The 18,607-nt window shown below is 35.3% G+C and carries 19 protein-coding genes; 5 read left to right on the top strand and 14 right to left on the bottom strand.

The window, feature by feature from the left end:
• Positions 1-117: 117 nt before the first annotated feature.
• The 9 genes from hemN to ACF3OB_RS09870 form a co-directional block, all read right to left on the bottom strand.
• Complete coding sequence (hemN, locus tag ACF3OB_RS09830) at positions 118-1,482, bottom strand: oxygen-independent coproporphyrinogen III oxidase (RefSeq protein WP_042008786.1); 1,365 nt, start codon at positions 1,480-1,482, stop codon at positions 118-120.
• A 716-nt stretch (positions 1,483-2,198) separates the two neighbouring features.
• Positions 2,199-3,548 carry an acetyl-CoA carboxylase biotin carboxylase subunit gene (gene accC, locus ACF3OB_RS09835; protein WP_042008789.1) on the bottom strand — a complete coding sequence of 450 codons (1,350 nt, stop codon included), beginning with the start codon at positions 3,546-3,548 and terminating at the stop codon, positions 2,199-2,201.
• A 93-nt stretch (positions 3,549-3,641) separates the two neighbouring features.
• Positions 3,642-4,136 (bottom strand): acetyl-CoA carboxylase biotin carboxyl carrier protein, encoded by a 495-nt coding sequence (gene accB, locus ACF3OB_RS09840; protein ID WP_095893332.1) that lies wholly within the window; start codon positions 4,134-4,136, stop codon positions 3,642-3,644.
• A gap of 50 nt (positions 4,137-4,186) precedes the next feature.
• Positions 4,187-5,176: a beta-ketoacyl-ACP synthase III gene (locus ACF3OB_RS09845; RefSeq protein ID WP_172919075.1), complete on the bottom strand. Its 990-nt coding sequence runs from the start codon at positions 5,174-5,176 to the stop codon at positions 4,187-4,189.
• Positions 5,177-5,367: 191 nt separating this feature from the next.
• Positions 5,368-5,982 carry a deoxynucleoside kinase gene (locus ACF3OB_RS09850; RefSeq protein ID WP_095893330.1) on the bottom strand — a complete coding sequence of 205 codons (615 nt, stop codon included), beginning with the start codon at positions 5,980-5,982 and terminating at the stop codon, positions 5,368-5,370.
• Positions 5,983-5,984: 2 nt separating this feature from the next.
• Positions 5,985-6,482 (bottom strand): Lrp/AsnC family transcriptional regulator, encoded by a 498-nt coding sequence (locus tag ACF3OB_RS09855; protein ID WP_095911762.1) that lies wholly within the window; start codon positions 6,480-6,482, stop codon positions 5,985-5,987.
• Between the two features lie 90 nt (positions 6,483-6,572).
• On the bottom strand, positions 6,573-7,652 hold the full coding sequence (locus ACF3OB_RS09860; protein WP_172914164.1) for a mannose-1-phosphate guanylyltransferase: 1,080 nt from the start codon (positions 7,650-7,652) through the stop codon (positions 6,573-6,575).
• A 155-nt stretch (positions 7,653-7,807) separates the two neighbouring features.
• On the bottom strand, positions 7,808-8,329 hold the full coding sequence (locus ACF3OB_RS09865) for a porin family protein (RefSeq protein WP_172914165.1): 522 nt from the start codon (positions 8,327-8,329) through the stop codon (positions 7,808-7,810).
• Positions 8,330-8,758: 429 nt separating this feature from the next.
• Positions 8,759-9,688: an SPFH domain-containing protein gene (locus ACF3OB_RS09870; protein ID WP_369800737.1), complete on the bottom strand. Its 930-nt coding sequence runs from the start codon at positions 9,686-9,688 to the stop codon at positions 8,759-8,761.
• 354 nt (positions 9,689-10,042) lie between these two features.
• On the opposite strand from ACF3OB_RS09870, the gene fabG reads away from it, so the two are divergent.
• The 4 genes from fabG to coaBC all read left to right on the top strand — a co-directional run bounded on the left by fabG (position 10,043) and on the right by coaBC (position 13,487).
• Positions 10,043-10,789 (top strand): 3-oxoacyl-[acyl-carrier-protein] reductase, encoded by a 747-nt coding sequence (gene fabG / locus ACF3OB_RS09875; protein WP_095893328.1) that lies wholly within the window; start codon positions 10,043-10,045, stop codon positions 10,787-10,789.
• Positions 10,790-10,817: 28 nt separating this feature from the next.
• Positions 10,818-11,615 (top strand): outer membrane protein assembly factor BamD, encoded by a 798-nt coding sequence (locus ACF3OB_RS09880; RefSeq protein ID WP_095893327.1) that lies wholly within the window; start codon positions 10,818-10,820, stop codon positions 11,613-11,615.
• Between the two features lie 25 nt (positions 11,616-11,640).
• Positions 11,641-11,955 carry a DNA-directed RNA polymerase subunit omega gene (locus ACF3OB_RS09885; protein ID WP_042008807.1) on the top strand — a complete coding sequence of 105 codons (315 nt, stop codon included), beginning with the start codon at positions 11,641-11,643 and terminating at the stop codon, positions 11,953-11,955.
• A gap of 305 nt (positions 11,956-12,260) precedes the next feature.
• On the top strand, positions 12,261-13,487 hold the full coding sequence (coaBC, locus tag ACF3OB_RS09890; protein ID WP_369800736.1) for a bifunctional phosphopantothenoylcysteine decarboxylase/phosphopantothenate--cysteine ligase CoaBC: 1,227 nt from the start codon (positions 12,261-12,263) through the stop codon (positions 13,485-13,487).
• 85 nt (positions 13,488-13,572) lie between these two features.
• Here coaBC and sucC read toward each other — a convergent pair whose 3' ends face one another.
• The 3 genes from sucC to ACF3OB_RS09905 all read right to left on the bottom strand — a co-directional run bounded on the left by sucC (position 13,573) and on the right by ACF3OB_RS09905 (position 16,518).
• Positions 13,573-14,766: an ADP-forming succinate--CoA ligase subunit beta gene (gene sucC, locus ACF3OB_RS09895; RefSeq protein ID WP_042008084.1), complete on the bottom strand. Its 1,194-nt coding sequence runs from the start codon at positions 14,764-14,766 to the stop codon at positions 13,573-13,575.
• Positions 14,767-14,885: 119 nt separating this feature from the next.
• Positions 14,886-15,596, bottom strand: coding sequence for a phosphatidylcholine/phosphatidylserine synthase (locus tag ACF3OB_RS09900; RefSeq protein ID WP_095893325.1), 711 nt, complete (start codon positions 15,594-15,596; stop codon positions 14,886-14,888).
• 106 nt (positions 15,597-15,702) lie between these two features.
• Positions 15,703-16,518 carry an FKBP-type peptidyl-prolyl cis-trans isomerase gene (locus ACF3OB_RS09905; protein WP_042008080.1) on the bottom strand — a complete coding sequence of 272 codons (816 nt, stop codon included), beginning with the start codon at positions 16,516-16,518 and terminating at the stop codon, positions 15,703-15,705.
• A gap of 84 nt (positions 16,519-16,602) precedes the next feature.
• Between ACF3OB_RS09905 and ACF3OB_RS09910 the strand changes: the two genes are divergently transcribed.
• On the top strand, positions 16,603-16,992 hold the full coding sequence (locus tag ACF3OB_RS09910; RefSeq protein WP_042008077.1) for an RNA-binding S4 domain-containing protein: 390 nt from the start codon (positions 16,603-16,605) through the stop codon (positions 16,990-16,992).
• A 151-nt stretch (positions 16,993-17,143) separates the two neighbouring features.
• Here the strand turns inward: ACF3OB_RS09910 and ACF3OB_RS09915 are convergent, their stop codons facing one another.
• Both ACF3OB_RS09915 and ACF3OB_RS09920 read right to left on the bottom strand, forming a co-directional pair.
• Complete coding sequence (locus ACF3OB_RS09915) at positions 17,144-17,743, bottom strand: DUF4254 domain-containing protein (RefSeq protein WP_392447588.1); 600 nt, start codon at positions 17,741-17,743, stop codon at positions 17,144-17,146.
• Positions 17,744-17,821: 78 nt separating this feature from the next.
• A complete protein-coding gene (locus ACF3OB_RS09920; RefSeq protein WP_392447589.1) occupies positions 17,822-18,601 on the bottom strand; it encodes an ABC transporter ATP-binding protein in 780 nt (259 codons plus the stop codon).
• Between the last annotated feature and the right edge of the window lie 6 nt (positions 18,602-18,607).

The raw sequence follows: 18,607 nt of genomic DNA on the forward strand, positions 1-18,607 counted from the left end.
ATAGATTTCACAACCATCCCTTCTCAAATCACTAACTAAAAAACTCAATCACTATGATTACTTTATAACATTCAACGAAGTTTCTTAAAAAGAAGCTAACATTTTTATTTATATCTGTTATACAGTCATACTAAAAATTTTTGTATTCGGTATATTCCGCTGTAAACGTAGATCAAACGCCATACACAAATTCCTCACAAAAGGTCTTCCCTCATTGGTTACTCGTATGCTTTTCTCCCTCAGCTCAATAAGACCGTCACTGACCATTTCATTTAATTTTGACTTAATAGACTCTATTTCAGAGGTGTACATTTTGTCTTCCTCCCATGAAGTATTGAAATGACACATCAAATTTAGGATATGTTGACGGATAATTAGATCCTCTTCATTTAAGATATGTCCCCTAAAAACAGGGATCTCATTCCGCTGGATCCGTGCGTAATAATCCTCCAAATCTTTCTCATTTTGAGCAAATCCGTACCAGCTATCACTGATAGAGGACATTCCTAAACCAATCATTACCTGGGTTTTTGAGGCTGTGTACCCCATAAAATTTCGGTGTAAGCTGTTGGTTTCAAATGATTTGTACATTGAATCAGTTGGTAAAGCAAAATGATCCATACCTATTTCAACATATCCTGCATCTATCAAATGTTTCTTGCCAGTTTCGTAGAGTAACCGCTTTTCCTCCCCCGAAGGCAGGTTGCTCTCATCAAATCCCCGCTGTCCACTACCTTTAATCCAAGGAACATGAGCATAGCTATAAAACGCAATTCTATCAGGGTGTAAGCTATTGGTTTTATCAATAGTAAACAGCACGTCGTCAAGAGTCTGGAAAGGCAATCCGAATACTAAATCATGGCTCACGGACTTATATCCTATTTTTCTTGCCCATTCTGTAACTTTTTTTACGTTTTCGAACGGTTGTATGCGATGAATTGCCTTTTGAACTTTTAAAGAATAGTCTTGAACTCCAAAACTTACTCGTTCGAATCCTAAACTGTACAAAACTCTTAAATGAGTCTCTGTAGTGTTGTTAGGATGTCCTTCAAAGCTAAATTCTTTATCCTTAGCAATGTCAGCATATTCAAAAATGCCCTCAAGCAAACGTTTTAACTCTTCTGGTTTAAAGAACGTTGGTGTGCCTCCTCCCAAATGAATCTCTTTAATGAGAGGTTTTTCTTGCAACACATCTAAATATAATTTCCATTCTTTCAAAACAGCATCAATATAAGGACTCTCCATTTCGTGTCGTTTGGTGATGCGTTTGTGACATCCGCAGAAAGTGCATAAACTTTCGCAAAATGGCAAATGGATATAAAGGCTGATTCCCTCTGTTTTGTTGCTTTCGTGAAATGATCTTTTTAGACTATTTAGCCATTTATCATTCGAAAAAGATTCATTATCCCAATATGGAACCGTTGGATAACTCGTGTAACGCGGCCCCGCAACGTTGTATTTTTGTATAAGTGAAACAGTCATACTTATCAAGTACCCCGCAAAAATAGGGGAGTTTATGTTAATAAAAAATGATATATATCAGTTAGTTATAAAAAAAGATTTTTTGTACTCTTTTTTGGTTGATAATTTTGATTTTTATCACATCCAATGATGGAATTTTACAATTTTTAAAAAAAATGATGAAATTGTATTCGTAATATTTTGATTTTCAATTGTTAATTTATGACTTAATATTATATCTCTAACTTACGTATTAAAAAATAACAATATTATTTTATCAATCTAGCAATGTTTTAAATTTATTGAGTTCAGTACTTAATTGTATATATTTTTTAATGGTTCAACACTGGTTTTTCAGTATTTTGACCGCTTTTCATCGGCATTGGAGATTTGGCGTTAAGAAAATCAGTGAATAAAGCGTGAAAATTTTCCGTTGTTCGAATCGACCGCAGGAAGCAAGTTTCGAAAATTTGTCGGAAGCCGACTGCTTATTTTTTAATGCTCGTGCGGCTCGCACTTTTGATTCTTTTCGTCTAAGGAAAAGAACAGTGTATGAAAATAAATAATGAACTCAATAAATTTATATTTTTTACTTAATACGAATTTTAGTTGATTTTTGTGTTGATTACAAAGGTAAATAAAAATATTGAATAAAAAAATCGACCACACGCCTGAGTTAAAGTTTTTTATCAGAGGTGTAGCCGAAGTTTTATTTGAGCGATATCTAATTAACAACCTTATTCTCTTGGAGTTTTCATCTTGAAAGTTTCCATAAATTTGGTAGTGTAATTACCTGCGATATAATCAGGGTCGTCCATCAATTGTAAGTGGAATGGAATGGTTGTTTTAACGCCCTCTACCACAAATTCATCCAATGCACGTTTCATTTTAGCAATGGCCTCTTCACGCGTTTGTGCCGTAGTGATTAATTTAGCGATCATTGAATCATAATTTGAAGGAATCACATATCCGCTGTAAACGTGTGTGTCCAAACGGACTCCATGTCCGCCTGGAGCATGTAAGGTAGTGATTTTTCCAGGGGAAGGACGGAAATCGTTATATGGATCTTCAGCATTAATACGACATTCAATAGAGTGTAATTTAGGTAGATAATTTTTACCCGAAATAGGTACACCTGCGGCAACTAATATTTGTTCTCGAATCAAGTCGTAGTCGATAACTTGCTCAGTAATAGGGTGTTCTACTTGAATACGAGTATTCATCTCCATGAAGTAGAAATTACGATGTTTGTCTACGAGAAATTCTACAGTACCTGCTCCTTCATATTTGATATATTCAGCAGCTTTTACGGCAGCTTCCCCCATTCGTTTACGTAGGTCGTCTGTCATAAAAGGCGATGGGGTTTCTTCGGTTAGTTTTTGGTGACGACGTTGCACCGAGCAATCTCTTTCAGAAAGGTGACAAGCTTTACCATATTGATCTCCAACAATCTGAATTTCAATATGACGAGGTTCTTCGATGAGTTTTTCCATGTACATGCCATCATTTCCGAAAGCTGCTCCTGCCTCTTGTTTAGCGCTGTCGAGGGCTTTTTCCAAATCTTCTTCTTTCCAAACTGCACGCATTCCACGTCCACCACCTCCAGCAGTAGCTTTTAACATTACAGGATATCCCATTTCCTTAGCTACTTTTTTAGCATGGTCGAGCGATTCAATGAGCCCATCAGAGCCTGGAACCGTAGGTACACCTGCTGCTTTCATGGTTGCTTTTGCAGTAGCCTTATCACCCATTTTTTCAATCATCTCAGGGGAGGCACCAATGAATTTAATTCCGTGTTCTGCACAAATTTTTGAAAATTTTGCATTTTCCGATAAAAATCCATACCCTGGGTGAATAGCATCAGCATTTGTAATTTCTGCAGCAGCGATTATATTAGGTATTTTTAAGTAAGAATCTTTGCTGGCGGGAGGTCCGATACAAACGGCTTCGTCAGCAAAACGAACATGCAAACTATCAGCATCAGCAGTGGAATAGACAGCCACCGATTTGATACCCATTTCACGACACGTACGAATGATACGCAAAGCGATTTCTCCTCGGTTTGCAATTAATATTTTTTTAAACATAGTATTCAAATTTACGAGTTATTTAAACTATAATCATTTAAGTTGTTACTAATTAAATCGTTATAGTTCAAAAAGGTGAAATGCTTATCTTAATTAAGAAGGATCTACTAAGAACAATGGTTGGTCAAATTCAACAGGTGATGAATCGTCTACTAAGATTTTCACTACTTTTCCAGAAACTTCTGATTCGATTTCGTTGAATAATTTCATAGCCTCAATGATACAAAGTACATCACCCTTGGCTATAGTGGAACCTACCTCAACGAATAATGGTTTGTCTGGACCTGGTCGTCTGTAAAAAGTTCCAATCATTGGTGATTTTACAACGATATATTTGTCATTATCAGTATTTGCAGTTGGTTTTGATTCAGCAGGATCAGCAGAGGTTGTAGGTGTTACTACAGCTTGTTGTACAGGTATCTGAGGCACTGCAGATATAGGCATTTGTTGAACAAATACTTGCTCTCTAGCACTTTCATCAGGGTTGGTTTTGATAGTGATTTTAATATCCTCCATTTCAAGTTTCACTTCACTTGCCCCCGATTTGGCAACAAATTTGATTAGGTTTTGAATGTCTCTTAAATCCATAAGTATTCGTTATTAGATTATTGTCGTAATTATTTATGTTCTTAAATCATTTAGTAAGCCCATTTGAGGTAAACAGCTCCCCAAGTGAATCCTCCACCAAAAGCTGCTAACACAATGTTATCCCCTTTTTTGAGTTGTTTTTCGTAATCATTTAGCACTAATGGGAGTGTTCCAGAGGTTGTATTTCCATATTTCTGGATGTTTACCATCACTTTATTTTCCTCCAAACCAATGCGTTGTGCAGTAGCGTCAATGATACGTTTGTTTGCTTGATGAGGAGCTAACCATTGTACGTCGTCTTTTGTCAGGTTGTTGCGTTTCAGAATTTCCTCTGCCACTCCTGACATCCCAGAAACGGCATACTTGAAAACTGTTTTTCCGTCTTGGAAAACAAAATGTTCTTTGTTTTTTAGTCGTTCCTCGGTTATGGGATAAAGTGAACCACCTGCTTTAGTGTACAGGTAATTTCGCCCGATGCCATCACTTTTTAGAATTTCATCTTGTACACCGAATCCTTCAAAATTAGGCTCAAAAAGAGCTGCTCCAGCTCCATCTCCAAAGATGATACACGTGGCACGGTCTGTATAGTCAATTATAGACGACATTTTGTCGGCTCCAATTAGTAATACTTTTTTGTATCTTCCTGATTCAATGTATCTTGCAGCTACTGATGTTCCGTACAAAAAACTTGAACAAGCAGCTTGTAAATCAAAAGCAAATGCATTAGTAGCCCCAATTTCAGTAGCTACATAAGGCGCCGTTAACGCTACAGGCATATCTGGCGTTGCAGTAGCTAAAATAACTAAGTCAATCTCTCTAGGGTCTACACCTTTTTTATTGATTAAATCTTCTGCAGCTTTTATGGCCAAATAGGATGTTCCTTTATCAGGGTCTTTTAAAATGCGCCTTTCCTTAATTCCTGTTCGAGTAAAAATCCATTCATCGTTGGTTTCAACCATTTGTTCTAACATTTCGTTAGACAACACATAATCAGGAACATATCCTCCAATAGCTGTGATAGCAGCATTTATCTTTGTCATAGTAATTACAATACGTTTGAAATATTTTTACTTGAGATTGTTATGAAAACATTCGCAAAGATACATATTTTCTTAGATAATACGGTAAAAAAGATAGTTTTTTTCGAGTACTTAGATTCAACCTCAGCTGTATACTATCGAAATATACCATGCCAATCAAGCATAAAGATTTGCTTATAGAAAGGGGGCATTTAAAACAATCCGTACAATACTGCGTCTATTTTATTAATAATCACACCCAAATCTTCGGGATTATCTACAAAATCAACGTTATCCACATCAATTATAAGTAATTTGCCCTTGTCGTATCCTTTTATCCATTGCTCGTAGCGTTCGTTCAGTCGGTTTAAATAGTCGATTGAAATAGAGCTTTCATAGTCTCGTCCTCGCTTGTGAATTTGTTTCACTAAGTTAGAAATGGAACTTCTTAGATAGATTAATAAATCAGGAGCAGATACCAGTTTTTCCATCAGTTGAAAAAGAGAACTATAATTGTCAAAATCACGTCCGCTCATCAATCCCATTTCGTGTAAATTGGGTGCAAAGATGTGAGCATCTTCGTAGATAGTGCGATCCTGAATAATGTCGTTGCCTTTCTCACGAAAATCTAAGATTTGCCGAAAGCGACTATTCAAAAAATAAATTTGCAGATTGAAACTCCATCGCTCCATTTGATTGTAAAAGTCATCTAAATATGGATTGTCAACAACGTCTTCATAATGAGCTTCCCAATGGTAATGTTTTGCCAAAAGAGTTGTTAAGGTCGTTTTCCCTGCACCGATATTTCCTGCAATAGCGATATGCATCTTTATTGATTTTTTAGATTAAACTCCGATTCATCACGCAAACACTTAATCATTGATGTGTTTTTAATTTCCTTAATTACAAAGGAACTTTGGATGTTTGAAATGATTTCTAATTTTGATATTTTATGTACGACAAACCGCTGATATTCTTCCATGTCATTTAATACTAATTTTAACAAGAAATCGTAGCCTCCCGCCATATAGGAAGCCTCCAACACTTCGTCAAGGGTACTGATGTATTGTTCAAACTCTTCAAAAAGTTCGCCTTGATGTCTAAGTAATTTTACCTGACAATAGGCTATTAGTTTCTTGCCTAAGAGTTTTCCATTAACAACAGCAACGTAGTTGGAAATGTAGCCCAGTGATTCTAATTTTTTGATTCGTTCATGGACTGGTGTGATGGAAAGTCCTACTTTTTCAGCTAACTTCTTGATGGATTGCTTACTGTCCTGTTGCAATTCATCTAAAAGCATTAAGTCGGTATAATCTAATGTGTACATAATGTAAAGGTTTTTTAATTAGGTTTCGTGAAAAAAATAAAACATCAAATGAGAGAAAATGTCTTGTAATACAACATAAATTGAGTATAATTACCCCCAATGTTCTCCAAAATTATTTTTTACTTTTGCTACGATTTCTTTGATATTTTGTTCCTTTTCTTTTGGATATATTAAAAGAATGTCTTTTTTGTCTACAATTATGTAATCGTCAAGCCCTTCAATGATAACCATTTTATCAGTTTCCGTACGAACAATATTTTTTTCTGAATTAGAAAACAATACTTTAGCATTGACTGCCACGTTCTGTTGATTATCCTTAGGGAGCTTTTCATAGAGTGATCCCCATGTCCCCAAATCATTCCAATCAAAACGGGCAGGTAATACGAAAATATTCGTTGAAGGCTCTAAAATAGCATAATCTACCGAAATATTGGTTGCTTTTGGATAGTTTACCTTAATAAAATCAAATTCTTTTTCTGTATTATAGAATTTTTCCCCCTCTTTAAATAGCTCGTAAAGTGTGGGTTGGTAGGTTTCAAAAGCTTTTAAAACACTGCCTACATTCCATATGAAAATTCCTGCATTCCAAAGAAAATTGCCTTGAGTCAAAAAATCTTTAGCTGTTTCGTAATTAGGTTTTTCTCTGAATTTACAAACTTTTTTGATGTTGTTATTATCACTTTTGTCATACTGTATGTAGCCATAACCCGTATTCGGAAAGGTAGGAACAATTCCTAGAGTCATGAGTATATCTTGACTTTGTGAATTTCCAAAACATTCCAGAACATTTTCTGTAAATTCAGCCTCATCTTCAATCCAGTGGTCACTCGGAGCAACAATCATTACTGCATTAGGATTCCTTGTTTTTATTTTCATAGCCGCATAGAGTATGCAAGGAGCAGTATTTCGCATAGCTGGTTCTAAAACAATGTTTTGTGTGGCGATATCTGGAATTTGGTCTTTTATCAACTCTTCGTATCGTTCGTTAGTTAAGATGAGAATATTTTCTTTGGGAATAAACTTACTCAATCGAGAAAATGTTCTCTGTAGTAAGGTTTCTCCTGTTCCCAGCATATCGTGGAATTGTTTTGGATAATTTTCTGTACTCACAGGCCAAAAACGAGAACCTACTCCCCCTGCCATAATAACCCCATAACGATTCTGTTGCATAGCTAATATTCTTGATATAGTTAATTAAATTACTCAGCAAAGATATATATTTTTTTCTAACGAAAGTAGATTCATTAGAAAAATATTAATAAAAAATCCAAAAAAGAAAAGTTTATTTCTTTCTTGGATTTAGTATGTTGGTGTAAAAACAGGACTTATAAAAGTTTAAATCCAGCTCCTATTTGAATAACATTGCTACGTCCTCCTGCTATGGTTATATCGGAAAGCCCCATCACATAACGTGCGTAAAATACGAACGCAGGAATGTTAATCTCAATTCCCAAAGCTAAATCAATAGGAGATTTTTTCAAGAGATCTTGGTATTTTTCGTTTGAGTTTGCAAGGAAACTAAATTGAGGTCCCGCTTGAATGTAAAGTGTTTTTAAAGGAGTTACCTCAAATAGGACAGGAACACTGATATAGTCCAAATTCGATTTTTTAAATGATAATCGGTTGTAGAGTACCTCTCCTTGTACCTGTAATTGATCCAGAATGCCTATTCCTAAGAAGGCTCCTGCGTGGAATCCAGTATTTAAATCGTTTTTGATATCTTTTACATCTGAAATTTTCTGCAGATTGAGCCCTGCTTTCACTCCTAAATCAATGCTCTGAGCATACATCTGTACTGTGCTAAGTGTTCCGAAAAACACTGAAGCGATCATAATAAATCTTTTCATAGTATTCTTTTTTATTTTGAATTATATTTTGAGCAAAATTAAAAAATAAAATAATAAAATCAAAATAATAGTTAAAGAAAAAGTTTTAAATTTTAGTTGTAAAGCATTGAACTTTCTTCTCATCTATAGGCTATTATGGATACATATCAAAAGAATTTCTATGAAAAAGATTATTTTCAAGTGTTTACACTGTCAAATGATGTTTTTTTTTAATGGGAGAGAAAATAATTTTGAGTATAATATGCTTAAATTCAAAATAATATACTCGGTCACGCTAATGTTTTTAATTGAAAAGTTTGGTTTTTCTTGAAAATGAGTGTCGTTGACGTAATTTATAGATGTTTAAAAATCAGTTTAATTTATTCACACTCCGACTCTGAAACTATGGTATAGTTATTCGAGTCGAAGTGTTATTTGTGTCTTGATTTCCTACGATTTTGATTTACTATCTTGATTCTTCATTTTTTCGGCTATTTGATTTGATGCCGTGAATGAAGTAATCATATTGTTCAGCATATCGCTTCCTGCTTGTGGAGAATTTGGCAATAAAATCAGATTGCTATTTGTTTGTTGTCCAACGGCTTGAAGTGTGTCATAGTGCTGTGTGACAACAATCAAAGCTGAAGCTTCCTGTGAACTAATTCCAACTTTGTTTAGTACGTCCACACTTTCCACCAAACCACGAGCAATTTCGCGTCGCTGATCAGCGATTCCTTGTCCTTGCAAACGTTTACTTTCCGCTTCGGCTTTTGCTTTTTCTACAATTAGAATCCGTTGAGCATCTCCCTCATATTGAGCAGCAACTTTCTCACGTTCGGCAGCATTGATTCGGTTCATTGCCGATTTTACCTGTGCATCAGGGTCAATGTCTGTGACTAAAGTTTTGATGATGTCATAACCATAGGTTTCCATCGCTTCTTGTACCTCTCGTTTTACAGCAATAGCAATGTCATCTTTTTTAACAAAAACATCGTCCAAACGCATTTTTGGTACTTCAGCACGAACCACGTCAAACACATAACTCGTAATTTGGTCGTGAGGATATTCTAATTTGTAAATCGCATCATACACCTTATCTTTAATAACCACATACTGTACCGAAACTTTTATTTTAACGAATACATCATCTAAAGTTTTAGTTTCAACAATGACATCTAATTGTTGTATTTTTAGACTAATACGAGCTGATATTTTGTCGATAATTGGAATTTTGATTTGCAAACCCGAATGACGAATACTTTGGAATTTGCCAAAACGTTCAATCGCAACTGCAGTTTGTTGTCTTACTGTAAAGAACATTCCAAAAAAAACGATTAGTATCCCTATTATTAAGGGAAGCGAAGAGAATAGATTTTCCATAAAAAATAAATTGTTTAATAAAATTGTTGGCTAATATACAACTTTTTTCGAGAGTTACAATAGTCTACAAAATATTTTATGCTTGCATTTTTGTCTTTTTTAGGTTGTTTCGCATTCTTTATTAAGGCGTAGCTACAACAGAGATAAGACTGAAATTAGACGGTGAAAAGTTCAAAAACTTTATTCTATTCCTGTTAACATTGTAAGTTAGGCTTTTTACCAAAGCCAAATTCATCTTATAGAAAGGATTTCTCTTGAAAAAAGATGTCAAAACTTCATTTAATAAAAAAATATTCGTAATTTTGCCGATTGAAAATACTTTTCTTTAATTGTAACAATTTTAAATATCACAAAATGAGATTATTAGAAGGAAAAACTGCGATTATCACAGGAGCAAGTCGAGGTATAGGAAAAGGCATTGCAGAAGTGTTTGCATCACAAGGGGCGAATGTTGTGTTTACTTACAGTGCATCGGTTGAGGCAGCACAACAACTAGAAGAAGAATTGAAAGCCAAAGGAGTGAAAGCCAAAGGTTTTCAAAGTAATGCTGCCGATTTTGAAAGTGCTCAGCAATTGGCAGATGCCGTACTTGCCGAATTTGGAAGTATAGACATTTTAGTGAATAACGCAGGAATTACAAAAGACAATCTTTTGTTGCGTATGCCAGAAGAGGACTTCGACAAAGTCATTGAAGTGAATTTAAAATCAGTCTTTAACATGACCAAGGCAGTACAACGAGCAATGTTAAAACAACGCAGAGGGTCAATCATCAATATCAGTAGTGTTGTTGGAGTTAAAGGAAACGCAGGACAAGCCAATTATGCAGCTTCCAAAGCAGGAATGTTAGGGTTTACCAAGTCGGTTGCCTTGGAGTTGGGTTCAAGAAACATCCGTTGTAATGCAATTGCTCCCGGCTTTATTGAGACAGAAATGACTGCTGTTTTGGATCCAAAAGTAGTGGAAGGATGGCGTGAAGCTATTCCGTTAAAACGAGGCGGAACAACAGTAGATGTAGCAAACGCTTGTCTTTTCTTAGCATCAGATATGTCTGCTTACGTCACAGGACAAGTCCTGAATGTAGACGGAGGAATGCTAACGTAATTAAAACCAATGTATTATATCTATCAAAATGCAATTTAAAAAATATATTATCATAGGATTATTGAGTGTTGGATTTAGCTCATGTGGTGAATATCACAAGGTGTTGAAATCCGATGATTCAGCACGTAAATATGCTATGGCGGAAGAATTGTATAAGACAGGGAAATACCGCAGAGCCACAGAATTGTTTAAGCAGATTGCCAATGAATATGCTGGACGACCACAGGGGGAACGTATTTTCTATATGTATGGAGATGCTTACTATAAATTGAAGCAGTACACCTTAGCAGCATATCCTTTTCAGCGTTTCCAAAATCTATATCCTCGTAGTGAAAAAGTGGCAGAAGTGGCATTTTTGGAAGCCAAAATGTTTTATATTGATACTCCTGAATACAGTGTTGATCAGCAACCAACAAATGAGGCATTGGAGAAATTGCAATTATTTTTAGACAAATATCCGAATTCTGAATATGCTAAGGAAGCGAGTGATATGGTTGTTGACCTATTGACACGTCTTCAAAAAAAAGAGTTTGAAATTGCGAAACAGTATAATACCATTCGTGACTATCAGGCATCTATGACCTCGCTGGACAATTTTCTAGCAAATAATCCAGGGAGTGTTTTCCGTGAAGAAGCTTTGTATGTGCGATTGAACTCAGCATATGAATGGGCCATCAACAGTGTTGAACACAAGAAAAAAGAACGATTGAACACAGCCAAAGAAGCGTATGAAATCTTGTTGAGATCATTTCCTGAAACAAAGTACAGAAAAGAGGCGGATAAAATGCTCGAAAAAATTGAATCAACGTTAAAAAATTTTTCATAAGAACATCAATAAAACACTGAATACTATGGATTTAAAAAAAATAGACGCTCCTATTTCAACGATTACTTATAGTCGTGCCGATATTGAGGCTGAAACAGGAAATATTTATGAAGCTATATCAATCATTGCAAAAAGAGCCGTGCAAATTAACGCGGAAATTAAGAAAGAATTGATTGATAAATTAGAGGAATTTGCAACTAATAATGATAATTTGGAAGAAATATTTGAAAATAAAGAACAAATAGAGGTTTCTAAATTTTATGAAAGATTACCAAAACCACAAGCAATTGCTGTGAAAGAATGGTTAGACAAAAAGGTATATCACAGAGAAACTACTTAAAATTTTTCGTTTTCATAGTAAAGGGGAAAGCAATTGAAATAAGAAGTTGCTGTCCCTTTTTTTGTCTACATATATTTATTCATGCTTAATTCTTTAACTCCGTTATTTATGCAGTCACAGGTAATTTGCTAAATATTAGCAGATTGAGCAAATTCGTTTCTGTAGCTAATTTTGTTTTATATTTAGAAATTGCTCTAAACTAAAGAAAAATATCGGTACATGTATCGTCAAAGTTCTTACATTTTCTAAAAATTAGGGTAAAGGCACACCAGAAGAATTTGTATGTATTTGTGATGAACATCTATATGAGACAAGCGATAAGAAAATCAAAAGATATGTCACTACAAGGGAAAAATATCGTTTTAGGAATTACGGGGGGCATTGCCGCTTACAAAACGGCTCATTTGGTACGCCTTTTTGTAAAAAAAGGAGCAAATGTTAAGGTAATTTTGACTCAAAGTGCTACAGAATTTATAACTCCATTGACTCTTTCTACCTTGTCGAAAAATGAGGTATATACTTCATTTTCAACGACAAATGCACGCTGGAATAACCACGTAGAATTAGCCTCTTGGGCTGATTTCATGATCATAGCTCCTGCTACAGCTAACACTTTAGCAAAGATGGCTACGGGGTTATGCGATAATTTTTTATTAGCAACTTACTTATCAGCTAACGTTCCAGTGTTCGTAGCTCCTGCTATGGATTTAGATATGTATGCTCATCCTACACTCAGTAAAAATTTATCTCAAATTGCAGAGCATGGAAATCATGTTATTCCTGCTACTTTTGGTGAATTAGCAAGTGGGTTGGTTGGACAAGGTCGCATGGCAGAACCTGAGGATATTGTTTCTTTCATCGAAAATACGTTTGATAATAATTTACCGATGAAAGGCAAACGATTACTCATAACTGCAGGGCCAACTTACGAAGCTATTGATCCTGTGAGATTTATAGGCAATTTTTCGACAGGAAAAATGGGCATAGCTTTAGCAAATGAGGCTTTACAACAAGGAGCTATCGTTGATTTGGTATTAGGGCCTTCTGCGGAGAAAAATATACATAAAAACATACGGCTACATCGAGTAATAACTGCTGATGAAATGTATGAAAAGGTAGCCTCATTATTTGAAAACACGGACGTGGCTATTCTTTCGGCAGCTGTTGCAGATTATAAACCTAAGAATCCTGCTTCTGAAAAAATTAAGAAAAATGACAATGAGCTTCATTTAGAATTGGTTAAGAATAGAGATATACTTGCTTCATTAGGTGCTAACAAAAAACATCAGTTGCTTATAGGATTCGCTTTAGAAACAGAAAATGAACTTGCCAACGCCAAGTCAAAGTTGAAGCGTAAAAATTTAGACGCTATTGTACTCAACTCACTCAAAGACAAGGGGGCAGGATTTGGCACGGAAACCAATAAAGTTACTTTTATCACTCATGATGCAGAAGTTTCTTTTCCCTTGAAAGATAAGAATGAGGTAGCAAAAGACATTCTCCGCGAAATCTCGGATCGATTCTACAAATAATAGTGTTGATTTAAAGTACAAACACACAGATAAGAACTTAACTTCTTGTCTGTGTGTTTATAAACTTAAAAATTGTATTACTACATTATCCTAAAACTTCTTTCACTTTATCAGCAGCTTCTTGGAACATAATAGCAGAATGTACTGCCAATCCTGAATTGTCAATGATTTCTTTTGCTAATTCAGCATTTGTGCCTTGTAAACGTACAATGATTGGAACTGCTATATCTCCTCCCATATTTTTGTAAGCATCAACGATTCCCTGTGCTACGCGATCACAACGTACTATTCCACCGAAAATATTTACTAAAATAGCTTTCACTTGTGGGTCTTTTAAGATAATACGGAAAGCCGTTTCCACACGTTTAGCGTCAGCTGTTCCTCCAACATCCAAAAAGTTTGCAGGTGAACCTCCTGCTTGTTTTATCAAGTCCATCGTTGCCATTGCAAGTCCTGCCCCGTTTACCATACACCCAACATTTCCATCCAAAGCTACGTAGTTCAGTCCTACAGCTTTAGCTTCAACTTCAATTGGGTTTTCTTCACGTAAATCACGTAAATCAACATAGTTTTTATGACGGTATAAAGCGTTGTCATCAAGAACAACTTTGGCGTCTACTGCAAGAATTTTATTGTCTGAAGTTTTTAATACGGGGTTGATTTCAAACAGACTTGCATCGGATGATACATAGCAATTGTACAAAGCGGTAACGAATTTGACCATTTCTTTGAAAGCATCGCCTGTAACTCCTAAATTAAACGCCACTTGACGAGCTTGGAAAGGTAATAAACCAACAGCAGGATCGATTTCTTCTGTAAAAATCAAATGAGGGGTTTTTTCAGCTACCGTTTCAATGTCCATTCCTCCTTCAGTCGAGTACATAATCATATTTTTCCCTTTTGAACGATCTAGTAGTACAGACATATAGAACTCTTCAGGTTGGCTTTCTCCTGGATAGTATACATCCTCCGCGATAAGGACTTGATGAACCTTTTTACCTTCAGGAGGGGTTTGTGGAGTCACCAAATTCATTCCTATGATTTGTTCAGCAAGAGGCTCAACATCTTGCAGTCCTTTAGCTAATTTTACTCCTCCACCTTTGCCACGACCACCCGCGTGAATTTGTGCTTTTACTACATACCACTGGGTTCCTGTTTCTGCGGTTAGTTGTTTAGCAGCATCTACTGCTTCTTTTGGACTTTGAGCCACAATACCACGTTGTACGCGTACGCCAAAACTCGAAAGTATTTCTTTTCCTTGATATTCGTGTAAATTCATTTTTTAGATTTATTTATAATTCACAAAGATAGAAAACAATTTTTATAAAAAAAAATATTCTGTTTTTTTTGATTAATTATTTTTGTGAAACTTGTACAAAAAACAAATGATATTTTGTGCTAATTCTTCCTTTTTTGTAGTAATGAAATGAATACATAGGCAACAATGATCAAAGGAATTGCTACAAATTGCAGAATAATCAATGAAAGGACACATATTCCTAAGAAGATATATTTAATTTTATTGTTCTTGAAACTAAAATCTTTGAATTTCAAGGCGAAAAGAGGAATTTCAGCATTGAGCATATACGAACTTAATAGCGTAATACATACTAAAAACCAAGTATTTTGAAGGATGATTTCAAAAAAATCCGCTGGTTGGAATTGTAAAATAACAGGCAATGATAGAATAAATAGAGCGTTTGCAGGAGTTGGTAATCCAATGAATCCCGTTGACTGTCGAGTATCTATATTAAATTTAGCCAATCGATAAGCGGAAGCTAAAGTTATTAATAGTCCGAAGTAGGGAAAAATATCAGTTAGTAGAGTTTTATTTTCGTTTACAAAATCACTTTTAGCGATGAGTTGAAACATTACAATTCCTGGGACTACACCTGCTGTAACCATATCTGCTAAGGAATCCAGTTGTAGACCTAATTCAGATTTTACGTTCAACAAACGAGCAAAAAAACCATCAAAAAAGTCAAAGAATATCCCTAATGAAACAAAAAGTCCTGTCATGGCAAAATTGCCTTTTACGGCATAAATCACCGCAATACTTCCGCATAATAAATTCAGTAGAGTTATCAGATTTGGGATGTGCTTTTTCATAAAAATTGTGCTTTGTTTTCGACAAAAAAAGGCTGTCCGATAGTTTTGGAAAGCCTTTATTTTGAGTTTGTTAAATTTTGTGTTGTGTCAAGTGATTAATTTATAATTATTTACAAGTGTCTGCATCCAAGTAGTCGGGATGGGAGTCGTTATCACAATTGGTATATGTAATTATTCCATAGTCATCTACTTGAATTTCTTCCAATGAAGGTTTGCCATCTCTGTCGTGGTCAGCCCGTTTGGTTTTTATCAAATGTATTGTAAACATCAAAGGGGAGTAGGCAGGAATACTTTGTTTTGATGTGTTGAAATATGCTAAACGTGAGGGCATAAAAAATACACCAACCCCGCCATCAGTTGGAGTTTGAATAGTTCCATCAACATTGACCGTGATTTCAGAAGCTGAATCTTTCAACTCAGCGATGCTGTGTCTGAATCCTCGAATTACATTTATGGCATTTGGATTTGTCACATCACCTAGCAAATCAAACCAATTCGACTGTGTGTATCCTACTGACCTGTCAAATTCTATTCCTTTTAATAACTGTCCTCTGTAAGCTATGTAAACCGAATCGGCTATACTTGATTTCATTCCTGTTCCCTCTTGTACAGGCAGGTAGTAGAGTTTATGACGTACTTTTTTGTTATTAGCATCATAAGCATCAATTTCTATGGTTTTTACCAAATCCATGAGAGATGTTTGGTTTGCATTTGCCCCAGCAATGGTGTCTAAAACTACCTCGTTATTTTTAAAAGTATGGAAGTGTGTTTTTAAGTAGTTGGTAATAGCTGCGTCGTTCTCATCACGTACTTCAGTTACATCACGAGGAGGCGTTATAGGCTTTGATTCTTCCTCTTTTTTACAGGAAATAATCGATAAAATAGCTAATAGGCTGATACTTAGTGTTATTTTTCGCAACATATATTTTTTTTGTTTTTTCAAGGGTGCAAGATACGAAATTATATTATTTTTGCCATATACTTTCATTGTTAATATTCAGATTTTATGAGAATTGATAAATTTCTTTGGTGTGTACGCTACTACAAAACTCGGAATATGGCTACGGAGGCCTGTAAAAAAGGACATGTACGGATTAATGGTGACATTGCCAAGCCTTCACGAGAGGTTTTTAATGCCGATAAAATAGCTCTTCGCAAAAACCAAATTACCTACGAATTGAAAGTGCTGGATATTCCTCCATCACGCGTAGGAGCTAAGCTACTGGATTTATATCGACAAGATCTGACGCCTCCTGAAGCTTTTGAACATGCTGAATTGATGAAATTATCACAAGAGTACTACCGAAAAAAAGGCGAGGGTCGTCCTACTAAAAAAGATCGACGTGCCATAGATAGCTTACTCAACGATGCCGATGACGACGATTGGGATATTTAATTAAATCCTAAACTATTTATTAAAAATTGAAAGCATTTTCAAAAGGTGTTTTTTTACAAAATCTTGTTTTTAAGGTCTTTGTAAAGAAACAAGCTATGCTTAAAAAAGAAACGTGGCATCACGAACGAATATTTCAGAGTAATCTTCTATGCTATTTCCCTCTCAAAATCGGATTCAGTTCCTCGTCGTTGTACATTTTCATCTGTTTGTAAACTTTCATGTACTTCCTACCAGCTTCAATATCAGCTAATAATTGATCAAGAGCATCAGAAAGATCTTTGCGTTGTTCAATTAGTACGTTGAGTTTTTCTTGACATTTGGCTCTATGTTTGTCTGAAGCATCAGGTCGATTTACTTCCTCTTGCATGTGATAAATTTTCAATGCCAAAATCGACAGTCTGTCCACTGCCCATGCTGGGCTTTCGGTGTTAATTGTTGCATTTTCAATAGGTTTTACATTTTTATAGGTGTGTAAAAAGTAATTGTCTATATACTCTACCGTATCGGTACGGTCTTGATTTGAAGCGTCAATTTTCCGTTTTAAATCTAAGGCTTCGACAGGGTCGATATTCGGATCACGAATAATGTCCTCGTAGTGCCATTGTACAGTGTCTATCCAATTTTTACGATAGAGTAAATGCTCCATCGAAGATGAAGGATATGGATTGCTAAATGGCTGATACACATCATCTAAGATATGATATTTTTGAATGCTTTCTTCAAAAATCGCTAAGGCTTTTTCACTAAACATATGTATATATTTTAGAGGTGTTTAAAATTCTAATGGTATATAATTATAATTTAAAACTTTGATTGTTAAATGCTTACGTTATTTGAGTGTGGTGGAATGTTCATCCAAATAAGCTCTTCGTACTTTTTTAAATAGTTCCGAGGAGTATACAAAATCCGTAACAGCTTCATTGTCAGTTATAAAAATTGTATCTTTTGAACCTTCCCATTCTTTATATCCATTTTTGAGGAATATGATTTTTGCTCCAATTTCCATTACGGAGTTCATATCATGGGTGTTAATAATAGTGGTAATATTAAATTCTTCGGTGATTTCCTGAATCAAATTGTCGATAACGATAGCCGTTTTTGGATCAAGACCTGAGTTAGGTTCATCACAAAATAAAAAATTCGGACGATTGACGATTGCACGGGCGATGGCAACTCTTTTTTGCATACCTCCAGAAATTTCTGATGGCAATTTATGCTCAGCATTCACCAATTTCACACGATTGAGTACCATATCAGCTCTTTCGCGAATTTCTTCTGGAGTTTTTGAAGAAAACATCTGTAATGGAAATGTTACATTTTCAAGTACAGTCATAGAATCAAATAAAGCACTTCCTTGAAAAACCATTCCCATTTTTTGGCGTAGCTTTGTGCGTTCGTTGCGCTTCATTTCAGTATAGCTAACCCCGTCATAGATAATATCACCCTCATCGGGTGTGAATAATCCTAATAAAGATTTTAAAAAAACAGTTTTTCCAGAACCACTTTGACCGATGATTAGGTTAGTTTTTCCTTTTTCAAAAGTTGTTGATATACCTTTCAGTACAGGTACTCCGTTAAATGATTTATGTAGGTTTTTAACTTGAATCATAGTTTT

Origin of the sequence: Capnocytophaga canis (assembly GCF_043187445.1) — a bacterium.
GTDB classification, from domain to species: Bacteria; Bacteroidota; Bacteroidia; order Flavobacteriales; family Flavobacteriaceae; genus Capnocytophaga; species Capnocytophaga canis.